Source organism: Rhodococcus sp. JVH1 (genome assembly GCF_000280725.2).
Taxonomy (GTDB): Bacteria; Actinomycetota; Actinomycetes; order Mycobacteriales; family Mycobacteriaceae; genus Rhodococcus_F; species Rhodococcus_F jostii_A.
This window is the reverse complement of record NZ_CP166289.1, coordinates 414,816-436,369: the sequence shown is the minus strand read 5'-3', so window position 1 is coordinate 436,369 and position 21,554 is coordinate 414,816. Positions and strand designations below refer to the sequence as shown.

Annotated in this window: 18 protein-coding genes and 1 pseudogene; 11 read left to right on the top strand and 8 right to left on the bottom strand. The window is 68.4% G+C overall.

Features of this window, described 5'->3' with window-relative positions:
- Positions 1–60 precede the first annotated feature (60 nt).
- Positions 61–1,382: pseudogene (locus JVH1_RS02095) on the top strand (alpha/beta hydrolase).
- Positions 1,383–1,396: 14 nt separating this feature from the next.
- Here JVH1_RS02095 and JVH1_RS02090 read toward each other — a convergent pair.
- The 4 genes from JVH1_RS02090 to JVH1_RS02075 are packed head-to-tail and all read right to left on the bottom strand — an operon-like array spanning position 1,397 to position 5,575.
- On the bottom strand, positions 1,397–1,654 hold the full coding sequence (locus tag JVH1_RS02090) for an HPr family phosphocarrier protein (RefSeq protein WP_005261132.1): 258 nt from the start codon (positions 1,652–1,654) through the stop codon (positions 1,397–1,399).
- A 57-nt stretch (positions 1,655–1,711) separates the two neighbouring features.
- Positions 1,712–3,814, bottom strand: coding sequence for a fructose-specific PTS transporter subunit EIIC (locus tag JVH1_RS02085; protein ID WP_009480037.1), 2,103 nt, complete (start codon positions 3,812–3,814; stop codon positions 1,712–1,714).
- Positions 3,815–3,830: 16 nt separating this feature from the next.
- A complete protein-coding gene (pfkB, locus tag JVH1_RS02080; RefSeq protein ID WP_009480038.1) occupies positions 3,831–4,811 on the bottom strand; it encodes a 1-phosphofructokinase in 981 nt (326 codons plus the stop codon).
- A complete protein-coding gene (locus JVH1_RS02075) occupies positions 4,808–5,575 on the bottom strand; it encodes a DeoR/GlpR family DNA-binding transcription regulator (protein WP_029537508.1) in 768 nt (255 codons plus the stop codon). The genes pfkB and JVH1_RS02075 overlap by 4 nt, the downstream gene beginning before the upstream one ends.
- Before the next feature lie 197 nt (positions 5,576–5,772).
- Between JVH1_RS02075 and ptsP the strand changes: the two genes are divergently transcribed.
- The 3 genes from ptsP to JVH1_RS02060 all read left to right on the top strand — a co-directional run bounded on the left by ptsP (position 5,773) and on the right by JVH1_RS02060 (position 10,096).
- Positions 5,773–7,443, top strand: a complete 1,671-nt coding sequence (ptsP, locus tag JVH1_RS02070) for a phosphoenolpyruvate--protein phosphotransferase (RefSeq protein ID WP_009480040.1) — start codon at positions 5,773–5,775, stop codon at positions 7,441–7,443.
- A 70-nt stretch (positions 7,444–7,513) separates the two neighbouring features.
- Positions 7,514–8,842: a uracil-xanthine permease family protein gene (locus tag JVH1_RS02065; protein WP_009480041.1), complete on the top strand. Its 1,329-nt coding sequence runs from the start codon at positions 7,514–7,516 to the stop codon at positions 8,840–8,842.
- A gap of 111 nt (positions 8,843–8,953) precedes the next feature.
- Positions 8,954–10,096, top strand: coding sequence for an acyl-CoA dehydrogenase family protein (locus JVH1_RS02060; RefSeq protein WP_009480042.1), 1,143 nt, complete (start codon positions 8,954–8,956; stop codon positions 10,094–10,096).
- Between the two features lie 88 nt (positions 10,097–10,184).
- On the opposite strand, the gene lexA is transcribed toward JVH1_RS02060, so the two are convergent.
- Positions 10,185–10,916, bottom strand: coding sequence for a transcriptional repressor LexA (lexA, locus tag JVH1_RS02055; RefSeq protein ID WP_009480043.1), 732 nt, complete (start codon positions 10,914–10,916; stop codon positions 10,185–10,187).
- 166 nt (positions 10,917–11,082) lie between these two features.
- On the opposite strand from lexA, the gene JVH1_RS02050 reads away from it, so the two are divergent.
- From JVH1_RS02050 to nrdR, 3 genes are all read left to right on the top strand, one after another.
- Entirely contained in the window at positions 11,083–11,214 is a 132-nt protein-coding gene (locus JVH1_RS02050; protein ID WP_272943951.1) for a hypothetical protein, read from the top strand.
- Entirely contained in the window at positions 11,211–11,708 is a 498-nt protein-coding gene (locus JVH1_RS02045; protein ID WP_009480045.1) for a LysM peptidoglycan-binding domain-containing protein, read from the top strand. The genes JVH1_RS02050 and JVH1_RS02045 overlap by 4 nt, the downstream gene beginning before the upstream one ends.
- Positions 11,709–11,888: 180 nt before the next feature.
- A complete protein-coding gene (nrdR, locus tag JVH1_RS02040) occupies positions 11,889–12,353 on the top strand; it encodes a transcriptional regulator NrdR (RefSeq protein ID WP_015890458.1) in 465 nt (154 codons plus the stop codon).
- Positions 12,354–12,449: 96 nt separating this feature from the next.
- On the opposite strand, the gene hrpA is transcribed toward nrdR, so the two are convergent.
- Positions 12,450–16,340: an ATP-dependent RNA helicase HrpA gene (gene hrpA, locus JVH1_RS02035; RefSeq protein ID WP_009480047.1), complete on the bottom strand. Its 3,891-nt coding sequence runs from the start codon at positions 16,338–16,340 to the stop codon at positions 12,450–12,452.
- A gap of 70 nt (positions 16,341–16,410) precedes the next feature.
- Here hrpA and JVH1_RS02030 point away from each other — a divergent pair, with 70 nt between their 5' ends.
- A complete protein-coding gene (locus JVH1_RS02030; protein WP_009480048.1) occupies positions 16,411–17,055 on the top strand; it encodes a Pr6Pr family membrane protein in 645 nt (214 codons plus the stop codon).
- 96 nt (positions 17,056–17,151) lie between these two features.
- Positions 17,152–18,231: an alpha/beta fold hydrolase gene (locus JVH1_RS02025; protein ID WP_009480049.1), complete on the top strand. Its 1,080-nt coding sequence runs from the start codon at positions 17,152–17,154 to the stop codon at positions 18,229–18,231.
- On the opposite strand, the gene JVH1_RS02020 is transcribed toward JVH1_RS02025, so the two are convergent.
- Positions 18,132–18,464 (bottom strand): VOC family protein, encoded by a 333-nt coding sequence (locus tag JVH1_RS02020; RefSeq protein WP_337461717.1) that lies wholly within the window; start codon positions 18,462–18,464, stop codon positions 18,132–18,134. The genes JVH1_RS02025 and JVH1_RS02020 overlap by 100 nt on opposite strands.
- A 156-nt stretch (positions 18,465–18,620) precedes the next feature.
- Between JVH1_RS02020 and JVH1_RS02015 the strand changes: the two genes are divergently transcribed.
- Positions 18,621–19,985 carry an MFS transporter gene (locus JVH1_RS02015; protein WP_009480050.1) on the top strand — a complete coding sequence of 455 codons (1,365 nt, stop codon included), beginning with the start codon at positions 18,621–18,623 and terminating at the stop codon, positions 19,983–19,985.
- Positions 19,986–20,048: 63 nt separating this feature from the next.
- Positions 20,049–21,281 carry an aspartate aminotransferase family protein gene (locus JVH1_RS02010; RefSeq protein WP_009480051.1) on the top strand — a complete coding sequence of 411 codons (1,233 nt, stop codon included), beginning with the start codon at positions 20,049–20,051 and terminating at the stop codon, positions 21,279–21,281.
- Here JVH1_RS02010 and JVH1_RS02005 read toward each other — a convergent pair.
- Positions 21,245–21,547: a hypothetical protein gene (locus JVH1_RS02005; protein ID WP_009480052.1), complete on the bottom strand. Its 303-nt coding sequence runs from the start codon at positions 21,545–21,547 to the stop codon at positions 21,245–21,247. The two genes, JVH1_RS02010 and JVH1_RS02005, sit on opposite strands and share 37 nt — an antisense overlap.
- Between the last annotated feature and the right edge of the window lie 7 nt (positions 21,548–21,554).

Genomic DNA, 21,554 nt, shown 5'->3' with positions numbered 1-21,554 from the left:
TGCGGGAAATGTTGCGAGCCTAATTCTTTCGGTGGCCGACGCGGTGTGAATACTGGCGGGGTGCACGCCCACGAGTTGTTGTCGCGTATCGCCCACCTGTCGCTCGAGCACGGTCGCGCCCAGATCGCATCGACCGTCGCCGTGGTGGCGGGCGTCGTCGTGATGCTCGCGGCGTCGCGTTCCGCCCGGGCACCCATCCTCCGCGCCGCCGCGGTCGCGGTGCCCGTGACCGCGGTGATCGGGGCAGCCGTGTGGGCGCGGTACCGGCCGCTTCCCAATCAGATACCGCCGGCGGGCTACGCGTGGATCTGGCTCGCCGTCGGCACCCTCGTACTCGCAGCCACCATCCTGCTCCGCAAACCCGGTGTCCGGCGCGCCGCGGCGGTCGGGACGGCAGGTGCCGTGGTCGCGGCCGCGGCGGTGGGGCAGGTCAATGCGGAGGTCGGCGTCTTCCCGACCGTCGGTTCGCTGGTGGGACACCGCGCGCCGACGGTCGTCGAGCCGGTGTCGTTCGGTGACGTCCCCGGGTTCGAGAGCGCCGTGCAGGCAGGAACCCCGATGGACTCGGTGTGGACGCGTCCGGTGCGCACACCCGGCTCCGGTGTGGTGACGGAAGTGGAGATCCCGGGCACCGAATCCGGATTCCCGGCCCGGCCGGCGGTGCTGTATCTGCCGCCGGCATACCTGACGTCACCCCGCGCCGTGCTCCCCGTCATGGTCATGATCGCGGGACAGCCCGGGCGCCCGCAGGACTGGTTCAGCAGCGGACGACTGGGGTCCACGGTGGATGCGTATGCCGCGCGGCACGACGGCCTCGCGCCGGTCGTCGTGGTGGTCGACGCACTGGGGGCGCAGGACGCGAATCCGCTCTGCCTGGATTCGGCGCTGGGCAACGCCGCCACCTACGTGGCCCGTGACGTCCCCGCGTGGATCGAGAACTCTCTGCAGGTGTCGCATGATCCTGCGGAGTGGGCGATCGGCGGATTCTCCTATGGGGAACCTGTTCGATCCAGCTGGCTGTGAACTATCCGGCGATCTACCCGACGTTTCTCGACTTCCTCGGTCAGGACGAGCCCTCGCTGGGCGATCACGCGGGGACGGTCGCGGCGACGTTCGCCGGCGACGAGCGTGCGTTCGCGGCGGTCAATCCGGTCGACGTGCTGAGGACGCGGCAGTTCCCGGAATTGACCGGGGTGTTCGTCGCCGGGGCGGCGGACGACGAATACCGCCCGCAGCAGCAGCGGATGTTCGCTGCCGCGCGGGCGGCCGGTCTGAACGTGCGGTACTACGAGCTCCCCGGTGGCCACGAGGGCGCCACCTGGGGTGCGGCGCTCGAACAGGAGATGGACTGGACCGGCCGTCAGCTGGGCCTCACCGGCTGACGGCCGGAAACCGGTCAGGCGTCGAGGTCGGCCGCCACCAGCTGGGCCACCTTCTCGACGGCGTCGGCGTCGTCGCTGGTGACCGTGACGTCAGTGCCCTTGGTGGCGCCGAGCGTCATGATGAGCAGTGCGGAACCGGCGTCCACGGGTTCGCCGTCCGCCACGGCAAGCGTGACGGGCACACCGGCGGCGGCAACCGCTTCGGCGATGACGGCGGCGGGACGGGCGTGCAGGCCGATGGACGAACCGACGGCGACTGTGGTGCTGGGCATGGACTCTCTCCTCTGTCGGTGGGTTTGATGCGGGTCGAGCGGGTCGATCTGTTTCTCTTACGCTGCGACTGTCGCAACGTCGGGGTCGAGTTCGGCGTCGGACGCGCCGGGCTTGATGAATTCTTTGGCGCCGACGACACACAGTGCGGCGACGACGACACCGGCGGCCAGCGCCACCAGGAACCACAGCAGGTTGCCGATGGCGAAGAAGACGAAGATTCCGCCGTGCGGTGCGCTGAGGGTGACGTCGAACGCCATGATCAGGGCGCCGGTGACGGCGCCGCCGGCCATCATCGAGGGAATGACGCGCAGCGGGTCGGCGGCGGCGAACGGAATGGCACCTTCGGAGATGAACGCCGAACCGAGCAGCCAGGCCGCCTTGCCGTTCTCGCGTTCCGCCTCGCTGAACAGACTGGGACGCAGGACGGTCGACGCGAGAGCCATCGCCAGCGGCGGGACCATGCCCGCAGCCATCACGGCCGCCATGATCCGCAGCGAGGCGGGATCGTTGACGTTGAGACCGGCCACCGCGAACGCGTACGCCGCCTTGTTCACCGGGCCACCGAGGTCGAAGCACATCATCAGGCCGAGGATGATGCCGAGGAAGATGACGGAGCTGCCGGACAGACCGTTGAGCCAGTTCGTCAGGCCCGACGTGATCGAGGCGAGCGGACGGCCCAGGACCAGGAACATGAGGGCGCCGACAATCAGGGTCGCGAACAGCGGAATGATCACCACCGGCATCAGGCCGCGCAACCACTGGGGAACCGGGATCCGGCTGATCCACAGCGCGACGACACCGGCGATCAGACCACCGACGAGGCCTCCGATGAATCCGGCGCCGACGAAGACTGCCACGGCACCCGCGGTGAAGCCCGGCGCCAGACCGGGCCGGTCGGCGATGGCGAAGGCGATATAGCCGGCCAGAGCGGGCACGAGGAAGCTGAACGCCAGCGAACCCAGTTGGAACAGCACCGCGCCCAGGTACGTCGCCAGGCCACCCTCGGGGAGTTGGCCGAGGGAGTTGCTGAGGACGATGTCCTCCGCGGGACCGGAGATCTCGTACCCGCCGAGCAGGAAGCCGAGGGCGATCAGCAGACCGCCGGCGGCGACGAACGGGATCATGTAACTGACACCGGTGAGCAGCACCTGACGCAGGTGGGTGCCCCAGCCGATCGATCCGGCCGGCTCGTCCGCCGCGCTGCCGGCACTACCCGCGTCCACGATGGCCGCGGACGGGTTCATGCCCGCGCGCAGTGCCTCGGTGATCATGGTGTCGGGCTCGTTGATGGCACGCTTGACGCCCGACGCCACCACCGGCTTGCCTGCGAAGCGTTCCTTGCCCTTCACCCCGACATCGGTAGCGAAGATGACGGCGGATGCGCCCGCGATCACTCCGGGTGCCAGCGGTGTGCTTCCGCTCGAACCCTGCGTCTCCACGTGGACGACGACCCCCGCGCGTTCGCCGGCGGCGACGAGGGAGTCGGCCGCCATGTACGTGTGGGCGATGCCGGTCGGGCAGGCCGTGACCGCGACGATGTGCTTCGGTCCCACTTCGGGCTCGGGTTCCTTCTCCGGGGCGACCGGTTCGGGCTTCGGAGCCGGGGCCGCGGCGGCCGCCTCAGGGGCTGCCGCAGCCGCGGCGGCGGGGGCCGCGGCAGCCGGTGTGGCGGCGGGTGCGGGTGCCAGGACGTCGTTCACCAGGGTGACGATCTCGGCGGGGGTCTTCGCATCACGCAGGGCGCCGACGAAGGCGGGGCGCACCAGTGCCCGCGCGAGTGAGGAGAGCAGCTTCATGTGCTCCGCGCCCGCACCTTCGGGTGCGGCGATGAGGAACACCAGATCTGCGGGTCCGTCGGGGGCGCCGAAGTCGACCTTCGGGGCGAGCCGGGCGAATCCGAGGGACGCCGCCACAACGGCTTCCGAACGGCAGTGGGGGATCGCGATCCCACCGGGAAGTCCTGTCGCCGATTGTGATTCACGCGCCAGTGCGGCGTCGCGGAGAGCGTCCGCCTCGGTGGCGCGACCGGCGTCGGCCAGACGCCGGGAGAGCGCGGAGATCACGTCCTCCTTGGAGGCTCCGAGGTCGGTGTCCAGGGAGATCAGATCTTCGCTGATGATCTGCGGCCCCGAATCGCGGTCGGGTGTCGAGTGAGACATGGTGTTTCCTTCTTGTTCAGGCCGGATCGGGGGCGGGGGAGCTGAGAGCGGTGACAGTGACGGCGTCGATGTCGACGTGTTCGGGGGTCGGCAGGGTGGTGCCGGGGAGGGCTGCCGCCGCGCTGCCGTAGGCGACGGCGGATCGGAGGCAGTCGGCGGGCGTTGCACCGGACATGTGTGCTGCCAGGTAGCCCGCCAGCGACGAGTCGCCGGCGCCGACCGTGCTGCGGGCGACGATCGGTGGTGGCGTGGCCCACCACGCGCCGGCCTCGGTCACGAGAACCGCACCCGCGGCGCCGAGCGTCGCGAGGACGGCTTCGACCCCGCGGTCCACGAGTTGCCTGCCGGCATGGGCGGTGGCCGTCGGGTCCCCGCGCAGCGCGGACTCCTCGAGCAACTGCCCGTGGGCGCCCGTGAGCTGCGCGAGCTCCTCGCTGTTCGGTTTCACGAGGTCGGGAGCGGCCGCGGGGAACCGGTCCGCGAGCGCGAGCAGTGGAGCGTCCGACGTGTCGACGGCGACCCTGCACGGCGCCGAGCGCAAAGCCTCGACGAGCGTGGCGTACCAGTCGGTGGGAATGCCCGGGGGAAGCGACCCGGACAGCACCACCCATTCGGCCCTGGACCCGCGCTCGATGATCTCCGACTGCAGATCGGCGAGGGATTCGGCCGACATCGCGACGCCGGGTTCGTTGACCTTGGTGGTGGTGCCGTCCGGTTCGGTGATGGTGATGTTGGTGCGCGCCGGACCGGACGTCGCCACGGTCACGTGTTCGATCCCGTGCTCGGACAGGGCGGTGAGCAGGGGATCGCCCTCGTTGCCGGGGAGTACGGCGACAGCGGCGACACCGGCCGAGGTGAGCGCGCGGGCGACGTTGACCCCCTTGCCGCCGGGGTCGCTGTGGGTGGCGGCCGCGCGCAGGACGGTTCCTCGTTCGAGGCGCCCCACCAGGTTGACGGTGCGGTCGATGCTCGGATTGGCGGTCAGCGTGACGATCATGCGATCACCACCTCGATTCCCTGGTCGTGGAAGTGGGCTCGGTCTGCGGAACTGATATCGGCGTCGGTGACGAGGATGTCGACGCTGTGGATGGGGGCGAAGCTCACGAGGTGCTCGCGGCCGACCTTCGACGAGTCGGCGACCACGACGACGTGGTTGGCGCACCGGACCATCGCGCGCTTGACCGCAGCCTCCTCGGTGTCCGGTGTGGACAGGCCGTGGCCGACGCTGAGCGCGTTGGTGCCGATGAACGCGACGTCGACGCGGAGGACGTCGAGGATCCGCAGCGCCTCCTCGCCGACGGCGGCCTGCGTGATGCCGCGCACCCGGCCGCCCAGCATGTGGAGCGTCACCGAATTGAGCCCCGCGAGCCGGGCGGCGATCGGCACGGAGTTGGTGATCACGGTGAGGTCCAGATCGGACGGGAGTTCCGGGATGATGCGCCCCGTCGTGGTTCCCGCGTCGAACAGCACGCTGCCACCGGACGGCGGCAGGTAGGTGGCGGCGCGCTTGGCGATCCGGTCCTTCTGCTCGGCGCGGGTGTGGTCGCGCTCCGTCATGCCGGGCTCGGTGACGGTGAGGGACCCCGCAGGCACCGCGCCGCCGTGCACGCGGCGGATGTGGCCGAGACGCTCGAGTAGAGCGAGGTCACGGCGCACGGTCTCGGTGGTGACGCCGAACGTGTCGGAGAGGTCCGCGACCGACATGCGACCCCGCTGCGAGATCAGCGTGGTGACCGCTTGCTGGCGTTCTTCCGGATACACCGTGACCCCGTTCCTGTTCTCGTCGATGAAGTGTTCGGTGATGTGATCCGTTATGGTCTGCATCACACGAAATGTTGTGTCATGTTGTTTTACGCCCGAGTGTGTTGACATGTCAAGAGTTGAGAGTAATCTCCGTCACATAGTCGATTCGCATTTCCGACTGTGCGAAGACAGAACGAACCGGCCAGGAGGACCCGATGACCGAAAACCGTGAAATCGTGCGAGGTACGCCGGTGGTACCGGGCATTGCCTACGCGCCGGTGATCTGGCCGGCTCCGCGGCCGGAGGTCGCATCCGGATCGGCCCGGATCGACGAGGTGTCGCGCGACGCGGAGAAGGTCCGCTTCGAGGAAGCGGCCGCCGTGGTGTCGCAACGACTCCGCGACCGCGCGGCGAGCGTCTCCGGCGCCGCGGCGGAGGTGCTGCAGGCGAACGCGGCGATGGCGGCCGACCGCGGCTGGCTCGGTGCCGCGCAGAAGCTGATCGCCGGTGGAACCCCGGCGGAGGAGGCGGCAGCCGGGGCCACCGAGCAGTTCGCCACCCTGTTCACCAAGATGGGCGGGCTGATGGCCGAACGCGTGACCGACCTGCGCGACATCCGGGACCGCGTGGTGTCCGAACTCCTCGGTCTGTCCGAACCAGGTATCCCCGTGCCCTCGACACCGTCGATCCTGTGCGCCCAGGACCTCGCGCCCGCCGACACCGCCGGCCTCGATCCCGAGCTGATCGTCGGACTCGTGACCGTCCTCGGCGGCCCCACCAGCCACACCGCGATCATCTCGCGGCAGCTGGGCATTCCGTGTGTGGTCGCGGTGCGTGACCTCGAATCCGTCGTCGCGGGCACCCCCGTCCTCCTCGACGGCTCGGCGGGCGAACTCGTCGTCGAACCGGACCCCGTGGAGGCCCGCGCCGCCGTGGAACACGGCCGCGCCGAACGGATCCGCATCCAGTCGTGGGAGGGGCCCGGCCGCACGAGCGACGGACATTCCGTGTCGATTCTGGCCAATGTTCAGGACGGGGCCGGTGCGCGGTCGGCAGCCACGACCGCCGCCGAGGGCGTCGGACTGTTCCGCACCGAGTTGTGCTTCCTGGACCGCGATTCCGAGCCGGGTGTCGACGAGCAGGCCGAGATCTACGGCGAGGTGCTCGACGCGTTCGCCGGCCGGAAAGTGGTGATCCGGACGCTCGACGCGGGTTCGGACAAGCCGCTGCGCTTCGCCAACCACGCCGAAGAGGCGAACCCGGCACTCGGGGTCCGTGGAATCCGGATCGCCGAACAGAATCCGGGCATCCTCAGCAGGCAACTCGACGCCGTCGCCGCCGCGGCGAAGCAGACGCAGTCGCAGCCGTGGGTGATGGCACCGATGATCTCGACGCCCGCCGAGGCCGAATCCTTCGCGGCGGAGGTCCGCGCTCGCGGACTCGTGCCCGGCGTGATGGTCGAGGTACCGGCCGCCGCGCTTCTGGCCGACCGTCTTCTGCGCCACGTCGACTTCCTGTCCATCGGCACGAACGACCTCGCGCAGTACACGATGGCCGCGGACCGGATGTCCTCCGACCTGGCATCGCTCACCGACCCCTGGCAACCGGCGGTCCTCGCGCTCGTCGCCCGCACGGCCGAGGCGGGCATCGCGGCGGGCAAACCGGTCGGCGTCTGCGGCGAGGCGGCCGCCGACCCGCTGCTCGCCTGCGTGCTGATCGGACTCGGGGTCACGTCGCTGTCCTGCGCAGGTGCCGCTGTATCCGGTGTGGGTGCGAAGGTGGGATCGGTCTCGCTGGACGACTGCCGTCGTGCCGCCGAGGACGTGCTCGCCACGAGCGATCCCGCGGAGGCGCGCGCCGCGGCGGTCCGGGTACTGGGCGCGTAGCCCCGGGTGTGCTGCGGGATCCGGTCCCGAGGGCGCGAAACTCCCAGATCGTGCCTACTATTGGCGAACTGTGACGAAAAGAGAAACCGACGCCCCCGACGGTCCGGCCGGCGGCTCAGCAGGCCCGTCCACCCCCACGCGGGCGTTCGGGTGGGCGCTGCACGGTGACGGCAGGCGGATCGGTGAGGGCGAGGTGGTCGCTCCCGGCGAGCGCCTCACCTGGCCGCGCACGGTCGGAATTGGGATGCAGCACGTCATCGCGATGTTCGGCGCCACCCTCCTGGTGCCGACCATCACCGGGTTCCCGGTCACGACGACACTGCTGTTCTCGGGTATCGGGACGGCCCTGTTCCTGCTCATCACCCGCGGCCGCATCCCCAGCTATCTCGGATCGTCGTTCGCATTCATCGCGCCGCTGACGGCGTCGCAGAGTTCGGGTCCCGCCGCGCAACTCGGCGGTGTCGCCGCTGCGGGTCTGTTGCTGCTCGTGGTGGGCATCGCGGTGAAGCTGGCCGGATCGCGGGTCATCGACGCCGTCATGCCGCCGGTCGTCACGGGCGCCGTGGTCGCGTTGATCGGGCTCAATCTCGCACCCACCGCGGTGGATTCGTTCGAATCGCAACCGCTGATCGCCGGGGTGACCCTGCTGGCGATCCTGCTCGTGACCGTGCTCGGTCCGGGACTGCTGGGCCGTCTCGGCATCCTCGTCGGGGTCGTCGTCGGCTGGGTGTTCGCAGCCGTGATCGGCGGACTCGCCGAGGAGCGGGTGACGGCGCTGCGGGAGGCGGCCTGGTTCGGCGTGCCCGAATTGCGGGGACCGACGTTCGAGTGGTCCGTGATCGCGCTGACCCTGCCCGTGGTCATCGTCCTGGTCGCCGAGAACGTCGGCCACGTCAAGGCGGTGTCGGCCATGACCGGTCGGTCGCTCGACGACGTCGCCGGCGACGCCCTCGTCGCGGACGGATTGGCCACCACCCTTGCCGGATTCGGCGGCGGCTCCGGGACCACCACGTACGCCGAGAACATCGGAGTCATGGCCGCGACGCGGGTCTACTCCACCGCCGCCTACTGGGTCGCGGCCGCCACCGCCGTGGTTCTCGCGTTCTCACCGAAGTTCGGTGCCCTCGTGTTCACCGTGCCCAACGGTGTCATCGGCGGCGCCACCCTCGTGCTGTACGGCCTGATCGGCGTCCTCGGTGTGCGCATCTGGATGGACGCCGAGGTGGACTTCACCGACCCCGTGAACCTCACCGTGGTCGCTGCGGCGCTCGTCGCCGGCATCGGCGACCTGACGCTGACGATCGGGTCCGTGGAACTCGGTGGCATCGCGTGGGGTTCGGTCGGCATCCTCGTCGCCTACCCGGTGATGCGCTCGCTCGCGCGGTTCCGCAAGCCCTGACACGGTGACCGAATGGGTCACGAATCCCGATCACCTGGGTCATTCACCACGTAGTTCCTCGCCTCTACCGTCGAACGAGACGGACCCAGATAGTTGATACGAGGAGTCGGCGTGGAGCGCACCCTGTTCGAACCGGAGCACGAACTGTTCCGGGAGTCGTACCGCAAGTTTCTCGCACAGCATGCCGAGCCGAACCACGCCAAGTGGGAAGAGCAGAACATCGTCGACCGCAGCCTGTGGGTCGAGGCCGGCAAGCAGGGCTTCCTCGGCATGGCCGTCCCGGAGGAATTCGGCGGCGGCGGTGTGCGCGACTTCCGGTACAACGCGATAATCACCGAGGAGACCACCCGCGGCGGGTACAGCGGGATCGGCTTCACCCTGCACAATGACGTCGTCGCGCCGTACTTGCTCGAACTGAGCAACGAGGAGCAGAAGCAGCGCTGGCTGCCCGGCTTCGCGTCGGGCGAGCTGATCACGGCCATCGCGATGACCGAACCGGGCACCGGCAGCGATCTGCAGGGCATCAAGACGCGCGCCGTGCGCGACGGCGACTACTGGGTCCTCAACGGTTCCAAGACCTTCATCACCAACGGCATCAACGCCGACCTCGTGATCGTCGTCGCGTGTACCGATCCCGACAAGGGGGCGCAGGGATTCAGCCTCCTGGTCGTCGAACGGGACATGCCGGGCTTCGAACGCGGCCGCAACCTCGACAAGATCGGGATGAAGGCGCAGGACACCGCGGAGCTCAGCTTCACCGACGTCCGCGTTCCCGCCGCCAACCTTCTCGGTGAGGAGGGGATGGGCTTCCTCTACCTGATGAAGAACCTTCCCCAGGAGCGGCTGTCGATCGCCGTGGTAGCCGCGGCCGCAATGGAATCGGCACTCGACATGACGATCCAGTACTGCCGCGACCGAAAGGCGTTCGGCAAGTCGATCGGCAGCTTCCAGAACACCCGCTTCGTGCTCGCGGAACTCGCCACCGAGGCAACGGCCGTCCGAGTGCTCGTCGACAAGTTCATCGAACTGCTCAACGACGAGAAGCTGTCGGTGCAGGAAGCGGCGATGGCCAAGTGGTGGACCACCGAGGCGCAGGTCCGGCTGATCGACCGGTGCCTGCAGCTGCACGGCGGCTACGGATACATGAAGGAGTACCCGATTGCCAAGGCGTACATGGATTCCCGTGTCCAGACCATCTACGGCGGTACCACCGAGATCATGAAGGAAATCATCGGTCGCGGCCTCAATCTCTGACGAGGCGCGACCTGCGTATCCGGGATGGATGCGAGGAGGCCCCACGGCAGTCGCCGTGGGGCCTCCTCGTGTCTCCACGCGGCAGTGACTAGATCTTGCGCATGACCGTGACGACCTTGCCCAGAATGACCGCATCGTTGCCGGGGATCGGATCGAACAGGGGGTTGTGCGGCATCAGCCACACCTCGTTCTCGGTGCGCTTGAACGTCTTGACGGTGGCTTCGCCGTCGATCATCGCTGCCACGATGTCTCCGTTCTCCGCCACATTCTGCTGACGGACCACCACCCAGTCGCCGTCGCAGATCGCGGCATCGATCATCGATTCGCCGACGACCTTGAGCAGGAACAGCGAGCCCTGGCCCACCAGTTCACGGGGGAGCGGGAAGACGTCCTCGACTGCTTCCTCGGCGAGGATCGGGCCACCGGCGGCGATCCGGCCGAGGACCGGGACGAACGTGGGTTCCGGCAGAGGTGCGCCGTCGGCACCGGACTTGACCGCGGCCAGTCCGACGGCGGCGCTCGCGTTCGCCGCGGCTCCCGCCGCCACCTCGTCGAGGCCGCGTACGTCCACCGCGCGCGGACGATTGGGATCCCTGCGGAGGAAGCCCTTGCGCTCCAGCGTGCGCAGCTGATGAGCGACGGAGGACGTGGAGGTGAGCCCCACGGCGTCGCCGATCTCGCGGATGCTCGGCGGATAACCGCGCTCGTTCACGGACGTGCGAATCACCTCGAGGACACGGCGCTGCCGGTCGGTCAACCCGGCGGCGGAGCCACCGCTCACACGTGGAGTCGAACCGTCGGTCGAGCTGTCGTCCTTCATGGCGAGGTGCCTCCGTCTGTATGTGGATCTTCTCGGTATGGGTCGCATGTGACTGCTGTGCCGCGTGACACGAATCTATCCCGCTTTCCTCGGAGTTTCAAACATCTGTTCGACACGTGTCGCGAGAAGTAGGGACATTGTCGGAGTGCCGTGGTAGAAATCGAACATGTGTTCTTTCGAACGCGTGATCGAACGCCCGGAGGGGTCGGACGCCGACCGGGTCGGCAGCGGATACGACAACGGATCTGACGACAACGGATCTGACTACAACGGATACGAGCAGCGGAGGTACCGATGAGCAACGCAGTTCTCCATCGGCAGGCAGTGCTGAACCGGCAGGCACTCGAACGAGGTGTCGTCCGTTCCGGGGCCGCACGGTCGTACCGGACCGAGCCGCGCCCCCGTCGCACCGACGGTGAGCTGCGGCGGCCGTCGTCCGGCGCCGTCGCGTACCGGCCCACTCACACCGGGGTCTCCCGCGCCGATCACGCGCGCGGGTCGAACGATGTCGGCTGGCGGATGGTGCTCGCGAGTGTCGTGATCACCGCGGGTGTGTTGTGCGGGCTCGTCGGGGTGGCTCAGCTGGCCACCACCGACGGTGTGAGCAACTCGGCGGCCACGGAGGTCGTGCAGGTGCAGCAGGGGGAGAGCCTGGCCGCGCTCGCGGCGCGGATCTCCCCGGAATTGCCGGTGGCACAGGTGGTCGAGCGAATCATGGAGCTGAACGCCATGTCCAATTCGGCGCTCCACCCGGGTCAGAGTCTGATCGTCCCGTCGTCCTCTGACCGGTGACGGGGGTGGCTCTGCATGACTGTCCCCTCGGGCGGCCGAGTAGTCTCGGATGCTGTCAGTCCCACCACTTCGTGTGGTCGCGTCGAGATCGTGCATCCGCTGCGTGAATCCGTTTTCGTCGGTTCGCCATCGGGGGAGGCGAACAGTTGCGGCCACGACGGCTACGACGAAGGAATCGCCATGCACTGCCCGTTCTGCCGGCACCCCGATTCACGTGTGGTCGATTCGCGAGAAGCCGACGAAGGACAGGCCATCCGTCGCCGCCGTTCGTGCCCCGAGTGCGGTCGCCGGTTCACCACCGTCGAGACCGCTGTGCTGTCGGTGGTCAAGCGCAGTGGTGTCACCGAACCGTTCAGCCGCGAGAAGGTGGTGCGGGGTGTGCGCCGCGCCTGCCAGGGCCGGCAGGTAGACAACGACGCCCTGAATCTTCTTGCCCAGCAGGTCGAGGACGCGGTCCGGGCGTCGGGTTCCGCGGAGATCCCGAGCAACGAGGTGGGCCTCGCCATTCTCGGTCCGCTTCGTGATCTCGACGAGGTGGCGTACCTGCGTTTCGCGTCCGTGTACCGGTCGTTCAGCTCCGCCGAGGACTTCGCTCGCGAGATCAAAGAGCTACGCGAACACCGCGAATCCCGCGACGACGCCTGAGCCGAGGCGTCAGCGCACCTTCTCCATTGCCCTGCGCGTCAGCGCACCTTCTCCATTGCCCTGCGCGTCAGCGCACCTTCTCCATTGCCCTGCGCGTCAGCGCACCTTCTCCATTGCACTGATCACGCGCTTCTCCGAGACGGGGATCGGTGTTCCGAGTGTTTGAGCGAACAGGCTGACCCGCAGTTCCTCGATCATCCAGTGGATGGCGTCGACCTCGGGTGTGTGCTGTCGTTCTTCCGGCAGGCCCGCGAGCATGCGTTCGTATCCGGCGTACACCCGGTCGAGAACGTCCATTCCCTTCTGGTCGCGCGGTGCGCTCCCGGGAAGAGCGTCGAGACGGGCCGCCGCAGCGGCGAGGTAGCGGGGCAGTTCACGGAGGCGAGTGGCACCGATGTCGGCGACGAATCCGGGAAACAGCAGCGACTGCCGCTGTTCACGCACGTCGTCGGCGGCCTCACCGGTCGCGCGTTCCAGCACCACGGCGAGCCGGTGGTCCGCTTCGAGCACCGGCGACACCAGTCGCAGGAGCACCGCCACGTTCCGGGCCATCTCGGCGCGCGCCGTCGCTACGAGGGCGTCGAACTCCTGCGGGGTGCGCACCGGCGTGCCGTGCGCGGCGATCACCTGGTTCGCGGCGGCGTTGCGGCAGTCGTCGATCAGTGCGTCGAGGCTGCCGTCGGGGTTCTGCCCGAGCGCCAGTCGCTGTGCGTTGCTCAGCCCCGACGTGACCGTCTTCGCCTGGGTGGGAACGGCGGCGAGCAGCAGCCGCCGCGTTCCGGCGCGCATAGCGGATCGTTGCGCCGCCGCGGTGCTGAGCACGCGGACGGCGACACCGTCACCCTCCGGGACCAGGGCGGGGTAGCCGGTGACCTTCTGGCCGCCGAGTTCGCGTGTCACGGTGGCTTCGAGTGAACCGAGGGTGGCGGGGGTCCACGTGAGTGCGGGCGGCCGTTCCGAATTCGAGGCCGCCTTCGCCACCTCCACCTGGACGCGGGGAGCGAGCGACTTGCGCAGCGACACGAGGTCCTTGTCCCGGCCGAGGACGGCACCTTTCTCGTCCACGGCGGCGAACGTCATGCGCAGATGGTCGGGGAGCGCGGTGACGTCGAAGTCCTTGGGATCGATGCGACAGGCGCCGAGTCGCGACAATTCGCGGGCCATCGCCATGGTGAGCGGTTCGGAGCGGGGTTTCACGGCGGCCAGTGCGGCGGCCGCGAAGTCCGGTGCCGGAACCACCTGTCGGCGAAGGGTCTTCGGGAGCGTCTTGATCAGGGCGGTGACCAGTTCGACGCGCATGCCGGGGACCAGCCAGTCGAAGCCGACCGGGCGCAGGCCCGCCAGCAGCGCGATCGGGATGCGGGCGGTGACGCCGTCGTCCTCGGTGCCGGGCTCGAACTGGTAGGTGAGGGGGAACTGCATGTCGCCCTGGCGCCAGGCGTCGGGGTACTCGCCGCCGAGTACTGCGGCGGACTCGGCGTTGACGACCGTTGCCTGGGTGAACGTGAGTAGGTCGGGGTTCTTGCGGCGGGCGACCTTCCACCAGGAGTCGAAATGCCGGGCGGAGACCGCTTCCGGGCCGACGCGCTGGTCGTAGAAGTCGTAGAGGGTGTCGTCGTCCACGAGGATGTCGCGCCTGCGGGCGCGGTGCTCGAGTTCCTCGACGTCTTCGAGGAGGGCGCGGTTGGCGTGGAAGAACTTGTGCTGCGTCTGCCATTCGCCTTGCACCAGAGCGTGGCGGATGAACAGGTCCCGGGACGTCTCGGGATCGATGGTGCTGTAGGTGACCGCACGCCGGGCGACGAGCGGGATCCCGTACAGCGTCACGCGTTCGTAGGCCATGGCGGCGCCGCGCTTCGACGACCAGTGCGGCTCGGAGTAGGTGCGTTTCACGAGGTGCGGCGCCAGCTTCTCCGCCCACTCGGGTTCGATCCTGGCCGACATCCGCGCCCACAGCCGGGACGTCTCGACCAGTTCGGCGGCCATGACCCATCTCGGGGGCTTCTTGAACAGGCTCGAGCCGGGGAAGACCGCGAATCGGCTTCCGCGGGCCCCGAGGAAGTCTCGTTTGTCACCCTCTCGGAGTCCGATGTGCGACAGCAGTCCCGCGAGGAGCGACTGGTGGATCGCAGCCTCGCCGGCCGGGGTATCGGTGGTGTCCCAGCCGAGCCCGCGGGTGATCTGCCGGAGCTGGCCGTGCAGGTCCTGCCATTCGCGGATGCGCAGCCAGTGCAGGAACTCGTTTCTGCACATCTTGCGGAACTGGTTGGACGACAACTCGTTCCGCTGCTCGCGCAGGTACTTCCACAGTTCGAGGAAGGCGAGGAAGTCGGAGTTCTCCACGGTGAACCGGGCGTGCTTCTCGTCCGCTGCCTGCTGGAATTCGGCGGGACGTTCCCGCACGTCCTGGATCGAGAGGGCCGAGACGATGACCAGCACCTCGGCCAGGCAGCCGTTCCTGTGTGCCTCGACGAGCATCCGGGCCATGCGCGGATCGACGGGAATCTGCGCGAGTTCGCGTCCGACAGCGGTGAGGACGGGTTGCTCGTTCTGGGCTTTCCGTTCGATCGCCCCGAGTTCCTCGAGCAGGCCGATGCCGTCGCGGACGGCCCGCGGGTCGGGCGGCTGGACGAACGGGAACGCGGCGATGTCGCCGAGTCCGAGCGCCGTCATCTGCAGGATGACGGATGCGAGGTTGGTGCGCAGGATCTCCGGTTCGGTGAACGCGGGCCGCGCCTCGAAGTCCTCTTCCGAGTAGAGGCGGATGCAGATGCCCTCGGCCACACGGCCGCAACGCCCGGAACGCTGGCGGGCGGACGCCTGCGAGATCGGTTCGATGGGCAGGCGCTGCACCTTGGTGCGCACCGAGTAGCGGGAGATGCGGGCGGTTCCCGGGTCCACGACGTACCGGATGCCGGGCACGGTGAGGGAGGTTTCCGCGACGTTCGTCGACAGCACGACCCTCCGCCCGGTGTGGGGCGTGAACACCTTGTGCTGTTCGGCCGCCGACAGCCGGGCGTACAGGGGCACGATCTCGGTGCCGCGCAGTCTGCGGTCGCGGAGCGCGTCGGCGGTGTCGCGGATCTCCCGTTCGCCGGAGAGGAAGACCAGGATGTCGCCGTCGCCCTCGCCGGACAGTTCCTCGACCGCCTCGCACACCGCGTCGACGGGGTCGCGGTCGAAGGTCTGGTCGCCCACGTCCACCGTGAGTGGGCGGTAACGCATCTCGACGGGGAAGGTGCGTCCGGACACCTCGACGATCGGCGCGGGCACCCCGTCGTCGGTCGCGAAGTGCTGCGCGAAGCGTTCCGGATCGATCGTGGCCGAGGTGATGATGACTTTCAGATCGGGCCGGCGCGGGAGTAGCTGTCGCAGGTATCCGAGGATGAAGTCGATGTTGAGGCTGCGTTCGTGGGCCTCGTCGATGATGAGCGTGTCGTACCGGCGCAGCATCCGGTCGCGCTGGATCTCGGCGAGCAGGATTCCGTCGGTCATCAGTTTCACCAGCGTGCCGTCCGACACCTGGTCGGTGAATCGCACGGTGTAGCCGACGGTCTCACCGAGTTCGCTGCGGAGTTCCTCGGCGATGCGTTCGGCAACCGTCCGCGCCGCGAGACGGCGGGGCTGGGTGTGTCCGATGAGGCCGCGGACGCCGCGGCCGAGTTCGAGGCAGATCTTCGGGATCTGCGTCGTCTTGCCGGAGCCTGTCTCGCCGGCGACGATGACGACCTGGTTCTCGGCGATCGCCTTCGCGATGTCGTCGCGGCGCTGGCTGACGGGCAGCGAGTCAGGGTAGTCGATGACGGGGACGCTGTCGAGTCTTCGTGCGATGCGTCCGCGGGCGGCTGCGATCTCGTCGGACAGGGACGCGAGTGCGTCGGGTGTGCGCGCACGGTCGAGTCGCCGGCGAAGCCGGTGTTCGTCGCGCAGAGTGAGTTCGCCGAGGCTGTTCTTCAGTTCCCGCCGGCTGGGTGCTGTGGTGGACATGCTGCACCCCAGCCTAGCCAACCCGGTGGATCGCCCTGTGCCGCGCCCGCCCGTGTGCGAATATCGGCGGATGGACGCTGCCGTCGTCACGGACCTGCGGGGTCAGAGGATCGTTCGGGTTCTGCGGGCGGTCTTCGCCGTCTACGGGCTGATCGCGGTGCTGTGGATTCCGCTCCGCAGCGCGGGCAGCGACGACTTCTCCCTGGCCAACTACCTCAGCTACTTCACCATCGAGAGCAACATCCTCGCGGCCGTCGTCCTGCTCGTCGGCGCGGTCCGGGATCCGCAGTCGCGGGGCTGGCAGCTGTTCCGGGGCGCGACCACGCTGTACATGGTCATCACCGGAATCGTGTACGCGGTGCTGCTGGCGAACATCGACGTCATGCTGCAGGACGCCTGGATCAACACGGCCCTGCACCGTATGCTGCCGCTCGTCCTGCTGGTCGACTGGGTGGTGGCCCCGTCCCGGGTGCGGATCTCCGAGGCACAGAGCCTCAGCTGGCTGGTCTTCCCGGCCGTGTACGGCGCCTATTCCCTGATCCGGGGTCCGATCGTCGACTGGTACCCGTATCCGTTCCTGGACCCCCGACAGCAGGGGTACCTCCAGCTGGCCGTCACGGCGGTCGTGTTGTTGCCGGCGATGGCGTTGATGGCGCTCGCCGTCAACGCGGTGGGACGTCTCGGTGCGCGCCGGCGGTACGGCGAAGACCGGTAGGGCGAAGCTGCGCGCAGACGATTCGCGCACCGCGCTATCCTCCACACGACAGGCGTCCGCGCGATCATCCGTGACTTCGGCAACGGCTGGGAGACTATGTTCGACGAGTTCGCAGGCGAGAACTTCGACCTGCTCGGCCGCGACCGCGGCAGTGTCGTCGCCGCCGACGACGGTGTGCCCCTCGCGGTGCGCGAGGTGGGTCCGGCGTTCGCGCCCTTGACGGTGGTGTTCGTCCACGGCTTCTGCAATCGGATGACCGGGTGGCACTTCCAGCGGGTTCAGCTCGAGGAGGCGTGGGGCTCGACGATCCGCATGGTGTTCTTCGACCTGCGGGGGCACGGCGACTCCGGGGTCCCGCGTCGCGACACCTGCACAATCCCGCATCTCGCGCGGGACGTCGACGCCGTGATCCGTGCGCTCGTCCCCGAGGGTCCGATCGTGCTGGTCGGCCACTCGATGGGCGGCATGGCGGTCCTGTCGTACGTCGGACAGCATCCCGATCTGATCGGTTCCCGCGTCGTCGGGGTGGGTCTGATCGCCACCGCGGCGGAGAAGCTGGGTGACGTGGGGCTCGCGCGGACCCTCAACACGCCGGTCGTTGCCGGATTCAGCACCGCGGCCCGGCATCTGCCGCGGGTGGTGCAGACCGGTCGCGGCGCGAGCAAGAGGGTGCTGGCGCCGATCCTGAGGTCGGCGTCGTTCGGTGACCGCAGGATCAGTCCGGCGATCATGTGGCACTCCGAGCAGATGATCAACGACACGTCCCTCAAGACCCTCGTCGACTTCCTGCCGTCGTTCAAGAATCACGACGAGACGGCGGCGGTGCCATTGCTCGCACCCATCGAGACGCTGGTGGTCTGCGGCGATCGCGACCTCCTGACCCCGTTCCGGTATTCGAAGGCGATCGCCGGGCATCTGCCGGACGCGGAGCTGGTGGAGGTTCCGGGTGCGGGGCACATGGTGCAGTTGGAACGCGCCGAGCTCGTCTCGGACGCGATCGATCGCCTCCTGACCCGTTCCGTCGAAACCCTTCCCACGCCGAGTGCCTGGAGCGAGTGGGTCCGGGTGGCGGCGGACTACGTGGACCACGTACGGCACTGGGTCGCCCACGGCGGGCCCGCGGCCTGGTGGCGCGGGCTACGTGGGCGTCCCGTCGTCGGCTCCACGTTCCGGTAGCACGCAGAATTCGTGCCCTCGGGGTCTGCGAGGACCGCCCAGGGAACGTTCGGGTCGTCGACGGGCCGAAACACGAGTGACGGGGACCCGGGCGCGTTCGATTCGACGTACTCGAGCCCGTACGCGTCCTTCCATCGGCGGGTCGACGGGTAGTCCGGTGCGGCGCACCAGAATCGTGCCAGTGATTCCGCCTCGCGGCAGTCGACGGCGATGGCGATGATTCGGCTGGTCATGGGGTGCGGGTACCCGTGTGACGGTGGCCGCACACCGTCACCGAGACGGTGTCGGTGGGCCTCCGTGCCACGTCCGCAAAGGGCAAAGCCGCGACAACACGTGCCACTCGGGCCACAATGAGTGAACGCGAAACCGACCCGAGGAGGCGGGATCACATGGCATTTGCGAGTTCTTCAGCCGAGCAGGAAACCCTCCCACCAGGTGTTCTCCGTCGCGCGATCGCGGCGTCGGCAATGGGCAACGCCACCGAATGGTTCGACTACGGTGTCTACGCGTTCACCGTGTCGTACATCTCGGCAGCGTTCTTTCCCGGTGACACCGGTTCGGCCACCCTCTACGCCCTGCTCGTGTTCGCGGTGTCGTTCGTCGTGCGACCGCTCGGCGGCCTCGTGTGGGGTCCGCTGGGTGACCGGCTCGGACGCCGCCAGGTTCTGGCGCTGACGATCATCCTGATGGCGGGTGCGACGTTCTGCGTGGGCCTCGTGCCCGGATACGACGTCATCGGTTTCTGGGCGCCCCTGCTGCTGGTGCTGCTGCGCATGATCCAGGGCTTTTCGACCGGCGGCGAATACGGCGGCGCGGCAACGTTCATGGCCGAGTACTCGCCGGACCGCAAACGCGGTTTCTGCGGAAGCTTCCTCGAGTTCGGCACCCTCGGCGGATACGCGCTCGGCGCGATCGTGGTCCTGGTGGTGGAGTTGCTCTCCACCGACCCGTTCATGTCCACCTGGGGCTGGCGTATTCCGTTCCTGATCGCCGGACCGATGGGTCTCATCGGCCTCTACCTGCGCACCAAGCTCGAGGAGACACCCGTGTTCCGTGAGCTGGATGCGGAGGGCGAGGTCGAGTCGACGCCGACCCACGAGTTCAAGGACCTGGTGACCGAATACTGGAAGCCGTTGCTGCTGCTCGGCGGCCTCGTCATCGCATTGAACGTCACCAATTACACCCTGCTCAGTTACATGCCGACATACCTGGAGACGCAGATCGGCCTGACGTCGACCGCGTCGCTGACCCTGTTCATCGTCGGGCAGCTCGTGATGATGGCGGTCATTCCGTTCGCCGGCGGGTTGTCGGACCGGGTCGGCCGCAAACCGCTGTGGTACGGCTCGCTCGTGGGATTGATCGTGCTCGCCGTCCCGATGTACCTGCTGATGCGTCAGGGGTTCGGATGGGCGATCCTCGCGTTCGCGGTGCTCGGGTTGCTGTACGTCCTGCAGCTGTCCACGATTTCGGCGACGTTCCCGGCGATGTTCCCGACCCACGTGCGGTTCGCGGGATTCGCCATCGCCTACAACGTGTCGACGTCTGTGTTCGGTGGCACGGCCCCTGCGGTCAACGAACTGCTCATCGAATGGACCGGCAACTCACTCATGCCGGCGTTCTACATGATGGCCGCGTGCGCGATCGGCCTCGTCGCGCTGTACTTCGTGGCCGAGACGGCGGGCGCGTCCATCCGCGGTCGCGGGATTCCGGGAGTCGACACCGAGCCACACCCCACCGCCCTGGCGGAGAAGTGACGCGGCACGATCCTCTGCGGGGCGTCGTGGCATAGTCGCCTTCGGGCGGGGATTCACGAAGGGATGAGCATGGCGTCGGCACTGTGGCACGGATTCGCGGACATGGGCGCGGTGGAACAGAAGGGCGCCTTCGTGGTGTCCCGCGGCGAGGGCGCCTACATCTGGGACGATCGCGGCAACCGTTACCTGGATGCGACAGCAGGTCTGTGGTTCACCAACGTGGGGCACGGCCGCGCGGAGATCGCGGACGCTGTCGCGCAGCAGTTGCGGACCGTGGCCCATTTCTCGAACTTCGGTGACTTCGTCCCCGAGACGACGGCGGCCCTGGCCGATCGCCTCGCGACCATTGCGCCGGTGCCCGGCAGCAAGATCTTCTTCACGTCCGGTGGTTCGGATTCCGTGGACACGGCGGCCAAGCTTGCTCGCCGCTACTGGCACGAGTTGGGCAAGCCGTCCAAGACGATCGTGGTCGGCCGCCAGAAGGCCTATCACGGGATGCACGTGGCGGGCACCGCGCTGGCGGGCATCCCCGCCAACCGCGAGGGTTACGGCGAGTTGATGGCCGACGCCGCCACGGTCGCCTGGAACGACGCCAAGAGCCTGCTCGAACTGATCGAGAAGATCGGCGCCGAGACGATCGCCGCGTTCTTCTGCGAGCCCGTCATCGGTGCGGGCGGCGTCTACCTGCCGCCGGAGGGCTATCTCGCGGAGGTCCGCGACATCTGCCGCGAACACGACATCCTGTTCGTCGTCGACGAAGTGGTCACGGGATTCGGCCGTATCGGCGGCGACTGGTTCGCATCGACGCGATTCGACCTGCAGCCCGACATGATGACGACGGCGAAGGGCCTCACCTCCGGGTACGTCCCGATGGGTGCGGTGTTCATCGCCCCGCGCGTGGCCGAGCCGTTCTTCGCCGGCGGGGTCTGGTGGCGGCACGGCTACACCTACGGTGGGCATGCGGGTGCCGCCGCGGCGGCACTCGCCAACCTCGACATCATCGAGCGCGAGAATCTGCTGGCGGAGTCGAAGCGGCTCGAGTCGTCACTGCACGAGCACCTCGCGCCTCTCGCCGACCATCCGCGGGTCGAGGAAGTGCGCAGCGGTCTCGGTGCGGTCGCGGCGGTGCAGCTGGCCGATCCGGCGGAAGCGCTCCCGTTCGTGAACACGTTGCGCGAACACGGGATCTCGGGGCGCGCGGCCGGTCAGGGTGCCATGCAGATCTCGCCGGCGTTCGTGATGACGGACGAGCAGGTCGCTCAGCTCGCGGACGGAATCCGCCGGGCACTGGGCTGATCGGTCCCGGTGCCCCGCCTGCGAAAGCGGCGCAGGGCACCGGTGACACGGTCCCGCCAGGTGGGCGGGGTGAGGTCGATTTCCGTCTGCCCGTCGTGGGCCGCGTACGCACGGGTGTAGCGCTCGTGCAGACGCGCCCGGACCTCGTCGGGCGTGTACGCCTTGCGGTGCCGATCCGCGCGCACCGCGACGACCCCGGTCGCGGCGACACCCACCACACCGGCGAGTCCGAGAAGTTTCCACCATTGCCTGCCACGCGGTCGCATCCTTCTA